General features: G+C 57.6%; 9 protein-coding genes. All 9 read right to left on the bottom strand.

The genetic code is table 11. From position 1 onward, the window contains the following. Positions 1 to 661: 661 nt before the first annotated feature. The 9 genes from NA78x_RS24260 to NA78x_RS24220 all read right to left on the bottom strand — a co-directional run bounded on the left by NA78x_RS24260 (position 662) and on the right by NA78x_RS24220 (position 14,311). Complete coding sequence (locus tag NA78x_RS24260) at positions 662 to 1,822, bottom strand: suppressor of fused domain protein (RefSeq protein ID WP_425614971.1); 1,161 nt, start codon at positions 1,820 to 1,822, stop codon at positions 662 to 664. Between the two features lie 75 nt (positions 1,823 to 1,897). After that, complete coding sequence (locus NA78x_RS24255) at positions 1,898 to 3,064, bottom strand: TerC family protein (protein ID WP_425614970.1); 1,167 nt, start codon at positions 3,062 to 3,064, stop codon at positions 1,898 to 1,900. A 70-nt stretch (positions 3,065 to 3,134) separates the two neighbouring features. Beyond that, positions 3,135 to 6,836 (bottom strand): methionine synthase, encoded by a 3,702-nt coding sequence (gene metH, locus NA78x_RS24250; protein WP_425614969.1) that lies wholly within the window; start codon positions 6,834 to 6,836, stop codon positions 3,135 to 3,137. 279 nt (positions 6,837 to 7,115) lie between these two features. Further along, a complete protein-coding gene (locus NA78x_RS24245) occupies positions 7,116 to 7,541 on the bottom strand; it encodes a hypothetical protein (RefSeq protein WP_425614968.1) in 426 nt (141 codons plus the stop codon). A 28-nt stretch (positions 7,542 to 7,569) separates the two neighbouring features. After that, on the bottom strand, positions 7,570 to 8,526 hold the full coding sequence (locus NA78x_RS24240) for a DUF1559 domain-containing protein (RefSeq protein ID WP_425614967.1): 957 nt from the start codon (positions 8,524 to 8,526) through the stop codon (positions 7,570 to 7,572). A 253-nt stretch (positions 8,527 to 8,779) separates the two neighbouring features. After that, positions 8,780 to 9,868 (bottom strand): WD40 repeat domain-containing protein, encoded by a 1,089-nt coding sequence (locus NA78x_RS24235; RefSeq protein ID WP_425614966.1) that lies wholly within the window; start codon positions 9,866 to 9,868, stop codon positions 8,780 to 8,782. Continuing rightward, on the bottom strand, positions 9,865 to 11,151 hold the full coding sequence (locus tag NA78x_RS24230; protein WP_425614965.1) for a DUF1501 domain-containing protein: 1,287 nt from the start codon (positions 11,149 to 11,151) through the stop codon (positions 9,865 to 9,867). The genes NA78x_RS24235 and NA78x_RS24230 overlap by 4 nt, the downstream gene beginning before the upstream one ends. A 130-nt stretch (positions 11,152 to 11,281) precedes the next feature. Next, the gene (locus NA78x_RS24225) at positions 11,282 to 13,660 is read right to left on the bottom strand and encodes a DUF1549 domain-containing protein (RefSeq protein ID WP_425614964.1); all 2,379 of its coding nucleotides are present in this window, start codon (positions 13,658 to 13,660) and stop codon (positions 11,282 to 11,284) included. Positions 13,661 to 13,819: 159 nt separating this feature from the next. Further along, complete coding sequence (locus tag NA78x_RS24220; protein WP_425614963.1) at positions 13,820 to 14,311, bottom strand: hypothetical protein; 492 nt, start codon at positions 14,309 to 14,311, stop codon at positions 13,820 to 13,822. Between the last annotated feature and the right edge of the window lie 361 nt (positions 14,312 to 14,672).

Raw genomic sequence — 14,672 nt, 5'->3', positions numbered from 1 at the left:
AATTCGCATCTTACCGCCCCCTGACCAGCCCCTTTCTAGTGGCTGCCTCACTTCCCTTAATCAGCCTGGCGGCTGCCACAAATCGGTTATCACCACCGCTCTGGCGAACCGTTCGTTTTGATAACTTTTTGGCGAACTTTTTTCATTTTGAAAACTGCACTTAAGCCGATTCACCACAATCACTTTCGGTAGGTTATGGGCGACTATTTCGCGATTTCTTGATAACCGTTTGATAACCATCTAAACACCTCTGAACAGTCTTCTTTCGAGGGGGTGTCTACTTCCGCCAGTCACGCCCGCCCTCAACTCCTCTAGGGAAGTTCATCGTCCCTAAAATTGCCTGCCGAATTCGATGACACTGCCTATCCGGCAGCACCAACGGTGCGCTTGCTACCAGCCCAAACCGCAGGTCTGGGAGGACAAGCAAGCGAACCCCCCAAGGGCCAACGGCCCGCCCGATCGCTGCGCAGCTCGTCCCAGCCAACCATCGTTCAACGATGGCGGCCACTTACTATCTGCGCACCTCCGGCCTGCACTCTCCTCGTTCACTCCACGATCGAAGAACACCCCGCCATTAGCGCCAGGTGACGATTCATTGTCAATAAGATAGCGATCTATTTATCGAGAAATGTTAACGACATTGTCGCAGCCGAAGACGTGGTCAAGTGGCGACATTTTTGCGCTGCACGTCGACGATGAACGAGATGTTCTCACGATCGAACGCGTTCAGCAGTGCCGGCAGGCCTGCCGCAATCTCCAGGTCACGCTCTTCGGTGTACAGGGGCGACATTCGGTACAGCTGCACGACCTCGCCCGCCGGGCCGACAAGCACCCTTTCCGCCATCAGCAGCAGCGTCGTCAGCTTGGTGTTTGGTGCCAAGGGTTCCGGCGGATCGCCATTGGCGACCAGAGCCACCGCGCCACCCAGCCAAGTGTCGTTATCCGCAGGGTACTGAGCCAGCGAGCGCAGCCAATGCTGCGGCCAACTCCACTCGGGATCACCCAACTCGCGAACCTGCCAGTTCTCTGGCAACTGAATGTAGATTTCTGCGCGCGCATACTGCTCCATGCCAGCGGGGACGGTCATCAGGTGATTGCACATACCGACGGTAAACAGGGTGATGTGCTTTCGGTCGGCAGCAGCGGGGATGCAGCGAATCCCGATGGGAATTCCCGAGGGGACGATCTCGATCAGCGACAGTTCTTCGGGCGGACCAAAATGCTGGCGAAAATACGCCACGACTTCGGTTTCCAGGTCATCAACGAGAGTCGCCTCCAGGACTTCATCGTTCGCAAGAGACTCGTCGGGCAGTCTGGCACCTTTCGAGCGTAGATAGGCCTCGACATTTTTCTTGCCCCAGTCGATCGCGCAGCTAAGTGCGTTCATGGGCCGATTGGTCTGCTCATTCTGGAAGACCTGATGCAAGTCGCAGCCAAACGACTCCAGAATTTTGACCATCTCCAACGAGCGTCGCTTAGGACCAACGATCGCACCGATCGTAAGTTTGGGATTCGCACACTTGGGATCAGCACCATTTTGCAAAAGCATTTGCAGAATGTCAGGCAAGTCATTCATGATGGCATGCATAATCGGCGTCTCATCCTTGTCGCTACCGCACCCAGCGTTAATGTCCGATCCAAGATCAAGCAACAACTGGGTAAGGTCAGCAGACTGCGCTCCAACCGCGTCGTGCAGGAATGTGCCCCCTTTATTGCGTTTTACAAGCGTCGGGTCTTGAGCAATAAGCTGAGTGACTAGCTCCCGGTCATGCTCATAGATGGCAGATGTTATTTCGGAGGAGAGTCGATCGACATCGAGCATCGTCTGTGTCCTCGACTCACCACTTCGTCGCGTAGTGCCCCCGGCCTGTTCCAGGGGCGGAATCGCGTTGCGACCTTACGCCGGCTTGGCTTCGCTATGGCCGTGCTTTTTGCCGGGGATAAATCCGTAGCAGAAGCAGAGGACCATGATGATCCAAAAGCTCATGCACTCGGGACGCCGCAGGTCGTGGAAGTCGAGCAAGTGCGGAATGTGATGCGTGTTGTGATGATCCAGCCGCTTTTCGAGCGCGGCGATCTTCTCTTCGTCTCGCTCTTCGGCCTCCTTGGCGGCCGCAATCTGTCGCTCAAGTCTGATATGTTCCGGCACGATCTTCAGCGGCCAGTTTTCGCCGAGCCACTCTTCGTAGTCGTGTACCGCTTCGCGACGGCGCTCTTCGATCTGCACGAATGTCGGTTTGGCGCTTCCCAGCATCCCTTCGGCAAAGTGATTGTGGAAGCTCCAATCGCTATTGAACGTCCAGTCGCCGAGCAACTTCAGGCCAATCACGATCACTAGCAAGTAGGCCGACATTTCGAACCGCGGAAACTTTTCCAGCAAGCGAATGAAGATCGCCGCGGCAAAACGCATCAGCACCACGCCGATAATGCCGCCCGTGATTACCACCCACAGTTTTTCTGTCCGGCTGCCGGCCAAGGCCATGGCGGCGAGGATCGAATCGACGGCGAAGGCCACGTCGGTCAGTTCGATGACGAGCACCGTGGGCCAGAAGGCAGCGCCCACCATCGACTTGCCGACAGGCTTGATCGGCAATGGCGAGCGTTCTTCGATCTCTTGTTCTTCGCGGGCCCCGCTCACGGGCAACTGCGTCTCTTCGTCGACGATGATCGGGTGGCCATGTTCGTCCAGCTTGATTTCGTCGTGCCCTTCTTCTTTGGATTCGAAAAAGAGATGTTTCACGGCGATATAGACGAGGTACGCGCCGCCGATGAACTTCACAAACGGCAATTGCAGCAGCAGGCTGGCGGTGCAAATGGCAATCACGCGAAACACGAACGCGCCGATGAGGCCATAGCTGAGCGCCCGCGCGCGTTGATGCACCGGCAGGCGCTTGGCGAGCAATCCGAGCACCAGCGCATTATCGATCGACAGCACGCCTTCCAGCAGGACCAGCAAGGCGACAATGGCCAGGTCCGAGCCTTCGACCGTTTGTCCAAAAATGTTGATCAGGCCGAGGGGCAGCCAATCGACCGTGGGAGCGGACAGGATAGCAAAAAAGTTCATGAGCCATCGGTGATAAAAGGAGAACGCCCGCCGCTGTTCGTGCGTCGGGCGCTGGTGGGATCAACTTCCGTTACGCATCATAGCCCAAATTGGGCGCGAGCCAGCGTTCAGCTTCGGCCAGGGGAATCTTCTTCCGCCGGGCGTAATCCTCAACTTGCTCTTTTGTAATTCTATCGAGGGCGAAATATCTTGCCTCGGGATGCGCGAAATACAACCCGCTCACGCTCGCTGCCGGCCACATCGCGAACGATTCCGTCAGCTGCAGCCCTGTATTCTCTTCGGCTGCCAGCAGATCGAACAAAATGCGCTTTTCCGTATGGTCGGGCTGCGAAGGATAGCCGGCAGCCGGACGAATCCCGCGATAGACTTCCTCGATCAACTGCTCTTTCGTGTTCGTCCCCGCGACCTCGTAGCCCCAGTCGTGCCGCACTTGCTCGTGCAACATTTCGGCGAGCGCTTCGGCGAGACGATCGGCCAAGGCCTTGGCCATGATCGAGTTGTAGTCGTCGTACTGCTTCACAAACTCCAGCGACAACTCATCGCAGCCTAGACCGGTCGTGACCGCAAACGCGCCCAGGTAATCTTGCCGACCGCTATTCAGCGGCGCGACGTAATCGCTGAGGGCTCGGAAATAGTCTTGCCCCTGACGGGCCCATTGCTGACGGAGCGTGTGAAAGCGAGTCAGTTCCTGCGTGCGCGATTCGTCCGTGAACAGCACGATATCGTCGCCGTCGCTGGCAGCGGGCCAGAAGCCGTACACGGCATGCGCGGTGAGTCGCTTCTCCTGGATGATCTTGGTCAGCAGGGCCTGCGCATCGTCGTAGACTTTCTTCGCCTCGCCGCCGACCGTCGGATCGCTGAAGATCTTGGGGAACTTCCCCTTCAACTCCCAGGTCATGAAGAAGGGCGACCAGTCGATGTAGGGAACGATCTTCTCGAGCGGGATATCCCGCAGTGTTTTGCGACCCAAGAACGCCGGCTTGTCGATCTGCACCGACGACCAATCGGTGGGGAACTTCTTCGCGCGAGCTTCGGCCAGCGGAGCCAGATTCACCTGCCGCTGCTGGTACGACTTGACCAGCTGTTGTTGCAACTCTTTGTTCTCTTGCTCCATCGACGGGCGTAGTTCCGGATTGAGCAAGCGGTCGACGACACCCACGCACCTGGAAGCATCGAGCACGTGTACGACGGGCTCGGCACATTGCGGCGCGATCTTCACGGCCGTGTGCTTGGCACTGGTCGTGGCTCCGCCAATCAGCAGCGGCTTGCGAATGCCGCGGCGTTGCATTTCGCGGGCGACGTGAGCCATTTCGTCGAGGCTGGGCGTAATCAGTCCAGATAAGCCGATGATGTCGCACTCTTGATTGACGGCCGTATCGAGAATCTTCTCGGCCGAGACCATCACGCCCAGGTCGATCACTTCGTAGTTGTTGCAGCCCAGCACCACGCCGACGATGTTCTTGCCGATGTCGTGCACGTCGCCTTTCACGGTCGCAATCAAAAACTTGCCGCGGAAATTTTGTTGCTCAGCGCCCGAGGCTTTCTTTTCCTCTTCCATGAAGGGCAATAAATAGCCGACCGCTTTTTTCATCACACGGGCGCTCTTCACCACTTGCGGCAAGAACATTTTGCCAGCGCCGAACAGATCGCCGACGACCTGCATGCCGTCCATGAGCGGACCTTCGATGATCCGCAGGCAGCGATCGTACTGGTGACGAGCTTCTTCGACATCCTCGTCGATATACTTGTCGATCCCTTTCACCAGCGCATGCTTCAGGCGTTCCTGAACTTTTGCTTCTCGCCAGCTGAGGTCTTCGGTCGCGGCCGCTTTGCCTTTGCCCTTCACGGTCTCGGCATACTGAATCAGCCGCTCGGTGGCATCCGGGCGACGATTGAGCAGCACGTCTTCTACGCGGGTGAGCAATTCCTTCGGCACTTCTTCGTAAACGGCCAACTGACCCGCGTTCACAATGCCCATGTCCAGGCCAGCGCGAATGGCGTGATACAAGAACGCGCTATGGATCGCTTCGCGGACAATGTCGTTGCCACGGAACGAAAAGCTGACGTTGCTCACACCGCCGCTGATCTTCACGCCGGGGCACGCTTGCTTGATGAGCCGCGTCGCCTCGATGAAATTGATCGCGTAGTTGTTGTGCTCGTCCATCCCCGTCGCGACGGTGAGGATGTTGGGATCGAAAATGATGTCTTCCGGCGGGAAGCCAATTTTCGTGGTTAGCAGGTCATAGGCTCGCTTGCAGATGCGAACTTTGTCTTCGATTTCGACGGCCTGGCCGACTTCATCGAAGGCCATCACCACGCAGGCCGCGCCATAGTTACGCACCAACTGCGCCCGATGCAAAAACTCTTCCTCGCCTTCCTTCAAGCTGATCGAGTTGACGATTCCCTTGCCTTGCAGGCACTTGAGGCCCGCTTCGAGAATCGACCACTTGCTGCTGTCGACCATGATCGGCACGCGCGAGACTTCTTCGTCGCCGTCGATCAAGCGCAGAAAACGCGTCATGGCTGCCTCGCCGTCGAGCAGCGCGTCGTCCATGTTGATATCGATGATCGTGGCGCCGCCGGTCACTTGCTGGCGAGCAACATCTACGGCCTCTTCGAACTTGCCATCGCGAATCAAGCGCGCGAAGGCCTTACTGCCGGTGACGTTGGTCCGCTCACCGATCATCGTGAAGTTGCTTTCGGGCCGCTGCGTGAATGCTTCTTTGCCCGCGAGCCGCAGCCAATTCTCTTTGTGCGGCACCTGGTGCGGCTTCATCTTGCGCACGCGTTCGGCCATCGCGCCAATGTGCGCGGGAGTGGTGCCGCAGCAACCGCCGAGAATGTTGATCCAGCCATTCTCGACGAACTCGCCAGTGAGGGCTGCCATTTGTGGCGGATCGAGATCGTACTGCCCCATCTCGTTCGGCAAGCCCGCGTTCGGATAGCAGCTGATCCTCGTTCCCGCGACCTTGGCCATTTCTTCGATATGCGGCCGCATGGTTTCTGGGCCGAGAGCGCAGTTCATGCCCACCGCGAGCAGCGGCACGTGCGACACGCTGTTCCAGAAAGCTTCGACATTTTGCGATGAGACGAAGGTGACGCCCGCAGCGCTAAACGTGCCCGAGACAATCACCGGCAGGCGAATTCCCTTGGCCGCAAAGCATTTTTCAATCGCAAACAGACAGCTCTTGAGATTCAGAGTGTCGATGACTGTTTCTGGCAGCAACAAGTCGGCCCCGGCATCAATCAGCGCCTCGATCTGGCCGTAGTACGAATCGACCAGCTGGTCGAACTCGACATTGCGATACGCTGGATCGTCGACGTTCGTCGAGATCGTCATTTGCTTGGTGGTCGGGCCGATTGAACCAGCGACGAAGCGCGGCTTGTGCGGCGTTTTTTGATTCCATTCGTCGACAGCTTGCCGCGCGCACTTCACCGCGGCGAAGTTGATTTCCTGCACCAGATTGCTGGGGAGATCGAACTCTTCCATGCCGACGACACTGGCACCGAACGAGTTGGTTTCGACGATATCGGCCCCGGCTTCGAGGTACTGCCGATGGATGGAGGTGATCTTCTCTGGGTGGGTCAGGCAGAGGATGTCCGAAAAGCGGACGAGATCTTTCGTGTGCGTGGCAAAACGATCGCCGCGGACCTGCTCTTCCGTCAGCTTGTACCGCTGAATCATCGAGCCCATCGCGCCGTCGAGAATCAGGACGCGGTCGGCCAAGAGGTTTTCGAGCTGGTCGTACGTGGGAGCGCGGCGAATGGTCATTTCGCGGTGGTGATTGCACAAGGCCTTGGCTCATGCACCCCGGCGGAGGTACTTACGGAGGAACCAGAAACCGCCGACGCACAAGCAAAAACGAATCATTGATGGTACTCGCGCGGGGGCCCGGGCAACAGGCGGGGACCGAGCGAGAACACCCTTACCGTGGTCATCTTGCTCCGCAAGATCATGCCCACCGAAGTCATCTTGCTCCGCAAGATGAATGCTAGAGACACCAGCGGGGCAGCACGGGTTCAAGGCCTGTTTTCAGCTTTGATTCGGGCCTTACTTAACCTCGATCTCGACGGCGGGCATGCCGGAGTTCACTTCCAGGCGTAGAGGCGTGCTATGAACGCCCTGATAGATGAGCGGAATCCGGCTGTGGGGCGGGGGGCTGCCCTGGCGGATCGGCGGCTGCTGAGTATCGGCCAAGGTCACCTTGTGCGCGCCAATGACCACCCCGGGCTGGTTGGTGGTCTCGCCGGGCAGGGCATAGCGGAGGGTAAAGGAGCCGTCCTGGTCGGTTTCGCCAATGGCCGACGGACCTTTGGTATCGGCCTCGGGATCGGGATGAAACTGGACGCACACGCCGGGCAAAGGCTGACCGTCCTTCACCACTTTCCCCTGCAGCTCAGTGGTCTGGTAACGAACGCCGCCACAGCCCACGAGGGGGAGAATCAGCAGGCACAGCGGCAAGACAATCCGACACATTGACTCAACCTAGCTCTTTGGCCAGCGACTAAAAATCTTCGAGAATCGCTTCGCTACCTTCGCGGGTGCTGAGGGCGGCGAGCGTGGCTTGCGTGATCTCTTGGCGGAGGAAGCGAACCGAGCCATCACACAGGACAAAGTTCACGCCCCGCGGGTGCCCGCTGCCCCAAGCCGCGATGCGGCGATCTTGCGGCAGCGTACCTTTTAGCAGTGGCAAAGTAACCCGTTCGTTTAATGGAACCGCAGCGCTCCCCATTACATGCCCGGCACCCTTATAACCACCCGACCAGGCCCACATCGACCATTGGTGCAGGTGCAAGTTGCCGCGCGTGTTGCCGGGGGTGCTATCGAAGTTGTGATCGGTGTGGAACTTCTCGCCAAGCATGATGGTGTTGCTATAACCATCCGAGATCTCGCGCCAACTGACGGCCTGTTGATTCGGCAGCGGCGTGCTCGCGGGCCCGGTGAGAAACAGCACGCCCGTCGGCTTGGTGGGGCCATCAGCGGCCAAGTAACTGGCATCGCCCGAGTTGCCGGCGTAGCTCGTTCCCGCATAGCGGCCGGCGTAATTCACCCCAGAAGCTGCGTCGGCGGGAACTTCAAACACATCTTGTTCAAACACGTCAGACGGGCAGATCAGCAGGGCGATGCGAGTGGCCGTGCGACCGCTGGTGGTATTGGCCTGCAGGTTGGTGAAGTCCCAGGCATCGTAGAGAGGCTGCTGTTCGATGTAAGGGAGCAGCTTGGTATAGAAGGTACAGCCTCGGTAGGGAGCACCTTCTTGCCGCAAGCCTTCGGGCAATTGGTGGAAGGTATCGGCATAGGTGTGCATGGCCAGGGCCAGCTGCTTCAGGTTGTTACCACAGCTGAGACGCCGAGCAGACTCTCGCGAAGCCTGCACCGCGGGCAGCAACAGCGCCACCAACAGGCCGATCACAGCGACCACCACGAGCAGTTCGATAAGCGTAAATCCTCGCGACTTCATGTTCGCTCATTCTCCCTTTCGCCCCAGCAAGCTCAGATTCGATATTAGCAAGTTAGTTTGCGACAGTCAGGTATCCATTGAAGGACCAGACCGGGAGATGGGCAAACCAAGATTCCGTGAAGACCTGTATCGTGTGGTCACTGGTTTCGTGCAGTCACCGGCGAGCAAGCAAGCGGAGGGAGAGAGGTGCTTACTTGGCGAACAGGAAGCGGGGCTAGGTGGGAGGAAAGAGCCCCGCGGAGAGATGGCCTGTTCAAGCAGTCTTAGTATACAAACCAAACAGTCTCAGGTGTTGATCAAAATGCGCGACAGCTACCTTTTTCTGATCGGCATGCAGGTCGAGATCTCTACCGTTATCTGGCAATTTCAGTTTAAAAAACTCGTTGACAGCATCGGGCTTCCAAAAGTAGAGAAAACCTCCGCCCCCTCCACCTGAGAGGCCAATCCAGTATCCATTTGGGTGATAACGAACACCCCATGCGGTGCCGTTAAGTGGCTCTTTGGCGACGTGGGTAGTGGTGACCGCAGCCGACTCAAAATCGAACACGACCAGAGCCGGATTGCCGATTCCCGCAAATGCATTCGTGACGTTCGTGATGCCACCGAGCGCTAGCAACTTGCCGTCCGTCGAAAAGGCAATACTGCGGGCGCCACCGATATCGGCGCGGAAGGTCGTGTCGTACTTGTGCAGGGCAGTCGCCGCGGCGAAGTCGCGCACATGTTTCTTCTCGACTAGATCCCACTGCTTGAGGTTTCCCTTCAAGTCGCACGAAACGAGCATCGGCAGGGATGGATGAAAAGCAATGTTGTAGACGTGCGTTTCGTGCCCGGCGAACTCGCCAAGGAGCTTGCCGTCGGCAGCATCCCACAGCTTGATGAGTTTGTCGTTACCGCAGGTGGCAATGGTCTTGCCATCGGGACTCACGGCCAGCGCGCGAATCCAACCGGCGTGAGCATTGTCGATTTTGCGAATGGGCTCTGGTTTCTCCGCAGTCGCAGGCCACCAGATGAGGCGGCCATCGTAACCACCGGTATAGACTTGTTGGCCATCGGGCGAGAAGCCGATCGCGCGAACCCAACTATCGTGACCGCCGGCCAGCGGAATCATGGTCCCCGTGGCCAGATCCCAGCGCTGAATGGTGTTGTCTTCCGCGCCGGTAAAGGCGAACTTGCCCGTGGGGTCGAAGCGACACGCAGTCAGTGGTCGATTGTGCTTCCACTTGGCCGCTTCGTGCGTCTTGGCCGGATCGACATCGACCAGCTTGGTCTCTTCCGGCTTCTTCTCAGCGGGCTTTGGTTCGTCAGGCTTTTTCTCTTCGGGTTTGGCTTCGGCTTGGGTCATGCGAGCAACTCCGAAATGGGGCCCTTGGCGGGATCGGCAATCGGGAACTTCCGGCCGCCGATGTTGAACTCCAGCTTGGAGTCGACCCCCACCGCTTTCAGGTACGTGTGGAACAAATGGCCGTGGTCGACTTCGCGATCGGTGACCGCCGTGCCATTGTCGTTGGTCTTGCCGATGATCGCGCCGGGTTGAATGCCCGCGCCGCCGACACACACGCTCCACGCCGTGCCCCAGTGATCGCGACCATAGTTGCGATTGATCTTGGGGGTGCGCCCGAATTCGCTCATCACGACGATTAACGTGTCTTTCAGTAGACCGCGGTCGGCCAGGTCGCCGACGAGTGTCGCGAACGGTTTGTCGAACTCGCCCAACTGCTCGATGTGAAAATCAAAATTCTCAAAGTGTGTGTCGTAGTTCGAGTGATTCACCTGGACGAACGGCACACCCTGTTCCAGCAGTCGGCGGGCAAGCAGCATGTGCTGGCCGAACTCGTGCTTGCCGTAGCGCTCCTGGTCGGCAGCGGATTCCTTCGTCACATCGAAGACATCACGCCGCTGCATCAATTGCCGCGCTTGTTCGTAAGACGAAGTGTAGGCGTCGGTATCGGCCGTGCGACGACGACCGGCGAAGCGATCGCTGGCCGATTGGCGAAATTGATTGCGACGAGCCTCAGCAGCTTCGCTCACGCTGGCCAATCGTTCAGAATATTGCGGGGCTTTGCCGTCCGACAACGACACGCTCGCGTACTTCGGCCCCAGATAGGCCGATTGGCTGTTGCCATTGCCGCCACCATGAATCAGCACGTGGCCAGGCAGCGGGAACTGTTCGGGAGTGAGCACCTTGGCCGTGACGGCACCAAAGTGTGGATAGTCGGTGCCAGGAATGCGATCACGACCGGTCGACATTTCGACCTGTCCCTTGCCGTGATCGCCATTGCGGGTGTTGATGCCGCGAATGATGGCTAGGTGATTCATCACCTGGGCCGTGTGCGGCAGCAGTTCGCAAATGTGCATGCCAGGAACGGACGTCGGAATGGTGCGAAACGGACCGCCCGTATCGGTGTTCGGCTTCGGGTCCCACGTTTCCAATTGGCTCACGCCGCCATGCAGAAAGATATTCAGTACCCGCTTTTGCGACGTGGTTAGTTGCTCCGCAATCGCAGGCTGAACAAAACCGCCGCCCCAACTGCCGGCGGCGACTCCCGTCGCTAGCGCTGCGGACTGTAAAAAGCCCCGGCGAGAAACAGCATGATCCATCGTGCCGCAAGCATAGTTGCATCGCATAGCGGGCCTCGGGGTAAATAGTTTTGAGTTAAGTGTTCTGAATTTTGAGACAGGAGGAGAGCAGAGAATTCGCGGTCAGAAGTCGGGCTCTTTTCATTCCGCAATCTGCATACTTCGTTCTGCATTTCCCTTAGTGATTGAATCGGAATTCGCTGCTGGCGAGTAAGGCCCAGGTGAGTTCACTGAGGGCGATGTCGCGGTCGGTGCGATCTTTCAGGAAGTCGGCGACGGCGGTGATTTCGTCGGCGGTGGCACCACGATTGAGGACAGCAAAGTACAACTCGTCGGCGACTTCAGCGGGTTCAGTCTTGTCTTTCATGCGAGCGAGCAGATTGCCGGGCGTCGGTTTGAGCCAGGTCTCGAGCACGCTGCCATTGCCAAAGAACAAAGCTTGGTTGACCGTGGCTTGAAAATCTTGCCCCGGCAGGCCGCCGTACAAGCGGACGAACTCGTTGAGCTGCCCACGGACATTTTCAAAGACCTTGGGCTCGCTCAGTTTCTTCATCACGGCGGGCTTGTCGGCGTCGCTGGCTTTTTTCCATTCTTCAGGAGCCGACTTGGTCATGGCCACTTCGGCCGCCTGCTGCTGTATTGAAATGAGTCCCGCGGCTTGCATGGTGCTTAGGGCAAACTGTTCGGCGGAGAGTGGTTTCAGTAGTGCAATCTGGCCTCGATTGGCCAAGTCTTCGACGAGTTGGTTCCAAAGTCGCGCAGCGGCGGCAACATCAGTCTGTTGCAACTCGGCATGCTGCTTGAGCCGCTTCGTGAGCGACTCGCGGGCGTCGAGATCGGCCAGGGCGTACTGCGCATCGTTAAAGGCCGCGTTGGCGGTTCGCTCGGCTGTTTCTAGTTCCAGAATCTTCGCGGGCGCAGGAAGCGCAGCGGTCTCTTTGTCGAGTGCAGCCTGAGCTTCTGTTTCTTTGGCTTCCAACGGCGCTAGAGCCGCAGTCAGGTCGGCAACTTTCTTGGCTCCAGCCGCTTCAGCGGTTTCCAGGGCCTTGGCACGCTCGGCCAGCTTGGCGGCAGCGTCGATGAGCACCTTGTCGTCTTTCAGCAGGTCCGCAGCTTCTTTGGCTTTGGTGGCAGCGGTGCTGACAGCGGCCGCTTGTGCTTTCTTCTTTTCCGCATCGGTTGTCGCGGCCGTGATTTCCGTTTGAGATTTCACAATTTCGGCCTGGGCTGCGGTGACTGCGGCCTTAAGTGGATCGAGCGTCTTGGCAGCTTCCGCTAGTTGCTTGCGGACTGCTTCCAACTCGGTCGTTCGCTCTTTCCAGGCCGCCTGCTGTTGATCCTTAGCGGTAGTGAGTTCGGTGCGAACGGCAGTGAACTGCGTTAATAGTTGATCAAAGGCAGCGGGGTCGCTGTTGCTTGGTGGCTCGATTTCGCAGCTTCGCTGGTAAGTGTTCGTGAGGAGCAGTTCTCGGAGGATGCTGCGCAGATCGTACTTCAGCTGGGGAACTTCATCCGCCAACATCGTCAGCACCTGCGGATGAGCGGGCGGATTGGCCGGGTGATGATTATCGACCGGATGGACTAGGCCTCGCCCCATGACCTGGGCCCATAAACGATTGGCCAGATTGCGGCGGAAAGGAATGCTGTCCTCGAAGGTTTCCGCCAGTTGTTTTCGCCGGCTGAACTTGGGCACGGCCCGCGTCTCTTTGCTTGGTTTGACGACGTACTCTTCACCCTTCTTGACGACCGGTTCGAAGATACTGAGCCCCTTCGGCAGCCGAGGCTGCACTTTGTCGCCGCTATGGCCGGTGAAGACCGATTTGAAGTTTGCTTCGCCGTCGGCGGTTTCCGCGATTTGGCGCGTCGCTTTGTTCTTGGGATCGGCGAAGACCGAACTACGCAGGACGAAGGCATACAGACCGTAATAATCGGCCTGCAGATAGTCGTCGACCAGCGGATGATCGTGGCATTGGGCACATTGGAGATCCATGCCGAAGACGAGACGGCCGATATCGCGCGTGACGACATTCGGTTCGCAATCGCGGTCGAGCATGAACTTGGCTGCCGGGCGCAGGTTAGCGTCGGCACCGTCCGACAGAATCACTTCGCGCAGCAGTTGATCGAGTGGCTTGTTCTCGGTGAGGGACTTATACAAGAAGGCTTGCCAGTCGGGGGTCGTCACTCCTTTGTCGGCGCGGCGCTCGTTGATGACCGCATCGAGCAGCAGGGTCATATGGCGATTGAACTGCGGGCTGGCGAGCAGCCGGTCGATCAGTTTTTCTCGTTTGTCGGCTGCTGTATCGGCCAGAAAGGCCCGCACTTCATCGGCGGGCGGAATCATGCCAGCCAGATCGAGCCACAGCCGACGGACAAAGTCGGCATCACTGCAGAGCGCGGCACTTGGTCCCACGGAACCTTGTTGAATCAAGGCATCGATGCGCTCGTGCAGGCTGGGCTGTTTCGCTTCTTCGGCACTGGCGTGGCTTGCTGCCAAGAGACCGCCGAGCAAGATGCTCGCAGCAACGAACAAGCTGTGTGAGACACACGGTCGAGGCATGGGGGAGCCTCCTGAGGGCGGGCGATAGGGGCGGGATGCGGCCACGAGCGGCAGCTAAGGCGGTTCCCTCAGCCATCAATCGCTACGCATGGGTAATAAGCTATTCGTTCTGCCGGGCACGGTCAAGCGAATTCAAGCAGGTTGCGTTTCGATTTCCGGCTAATCATGAAGGTGTTCCCAGAATGCCTCGAACAGAGCTAATTTAGCGGCCTCCATTGTCGCAAATGACTCCTTGCTGAACTCACCATCAACGTGGAACTGCCACATTCCTGGTCGGAATTTATTCGGATAGATACCTAGATTGTGGCCATCAGTGTTTAGGTAAGGATTTCCCTTCTTGGAAATCCTCCACTTGCGTTTGAGCCACTTTGATTTCCTGATTGCCTTGTTCCTAAGTTTTGATTCTCGCGCCTTAGGATTTGCGTAGTCGTTAGTCAAATGCTCTGCGCAAACACAGCCGACTTCCAATCGCCCGTCGTATTGATCATGTTTGAGGCAGTGTACGAAGCGAACCTGCTCTTTCCCACACATCTCACACGTTGCATAGGAAGCTTCATCTACAGCGACGTCGCCTCCATCACGAATATCAATCACGTCTACACATTGCCATCCTTTGCGAGGAATCTGAGGTTTGTACCAATGATTGGCCATGTTCTTTTTCTCCTGACAGGTGAGTAAAGATCACAACTGCAAGATAATATTTGTGTAAGTCAATTCAGTCCTCTATTTTTGGCTATTATGCAGTCAGCGCTCACCTCTCTCGGCAATTATTCACGTTTAGTGAAGTGGACACTTAATGTAAAACCGTCCATATCAAAAGTATTGCAATTGGATTCGAGCAAGTTCGACGACGGTCGCCTCTCCTCCGCGATAGTGAGAGCATCGCAGCAAATTCAGCATGCCGCTGTTGTGCGGTTGCGGGAAATACGTAGCAGGCTCAAAATGCTTGTCCCTCAATCGACGCAAGTCCACGATACACCTAAACGGGTGGTGTTCAGATAAGGGCCGGGTT

The organism is Anatilimnocola aquadivae (assembly GCF_049819085.1).
Taxonomy (GTDB): domain Bacteria; phylum Planctomycetota; class Planctomycetia; order Pirellulales; family Pirellulaceae; genus Anatilimnocola.
The sequence above is the reverse complement of the archived record's forward strand: the minus strand, read 5'-3'. Positions and strand labels throughout refer to the sequence as shown.

Coding starts and splice junctions, on each gene's coding strand:
- NA78x_RS24260 (WP_425614971.1), bottom strand. CDS start 1,822: ATGCTCGATGTCGATCGACTCTCCTCCGAAATAACATCTGCCATCTAT.
- NA78x_RS24255 (WP_425614970.1), bottom strand. CDS start 3,064: ATGAACTTTTTTGCTATCCTGTCCGCTCCCACGGTCGATTGGCTGCCC.
- metH (WP_425614969.1), bottom strand. CDS start 6,836: ATGACCATTCGCCGCGCTCCCACGTACGACCAGCTCGAAAACCTCTTG.
- NA78x_RS24245 (WP_425614968.1), bottom strand. CDS start 7,541: ATGTGTCGGATTGTCTTGCCGCTGTGCCTGCTGATTCTCCCCCTCGTG.
- NA78x_RS24240 (WP_425614967.1), bottom strand. CDS start 8,526: ATGAAGTCGCGAGGATTTACGCTTATCGAACTGCTCGTGGTGGTCGCT.
- NA78x_RS24235 (WP_425614966.1), bottom strand. CDS start 9,868: ATGACCCAAGCCGAAGCCAAACCCGAAGAGAAAAAGCCTGACGAACCA.
- NA78x_RS24230 (WP_425614965.1), bottom strand. CDS start 11,151: ATGCGATGCAACTATGCTTGCGGCACGATGGATCATGCTGTTTCTCGC.
- NA78x_RS24225 (WP_425614964.1), bottom strand. CDS start 13,660: ATGCCTCGACCGTGTGTCTCACACAGCTTGTTCGTTGCTGCGAGCATC.
- NA78x_RS24220 (WP_425614963.1), bottom strand. CDS start 14,311: ATGGCCAATCATTGGTACAAACCTCAGATTCCTCGCAAAGGATGGCAA.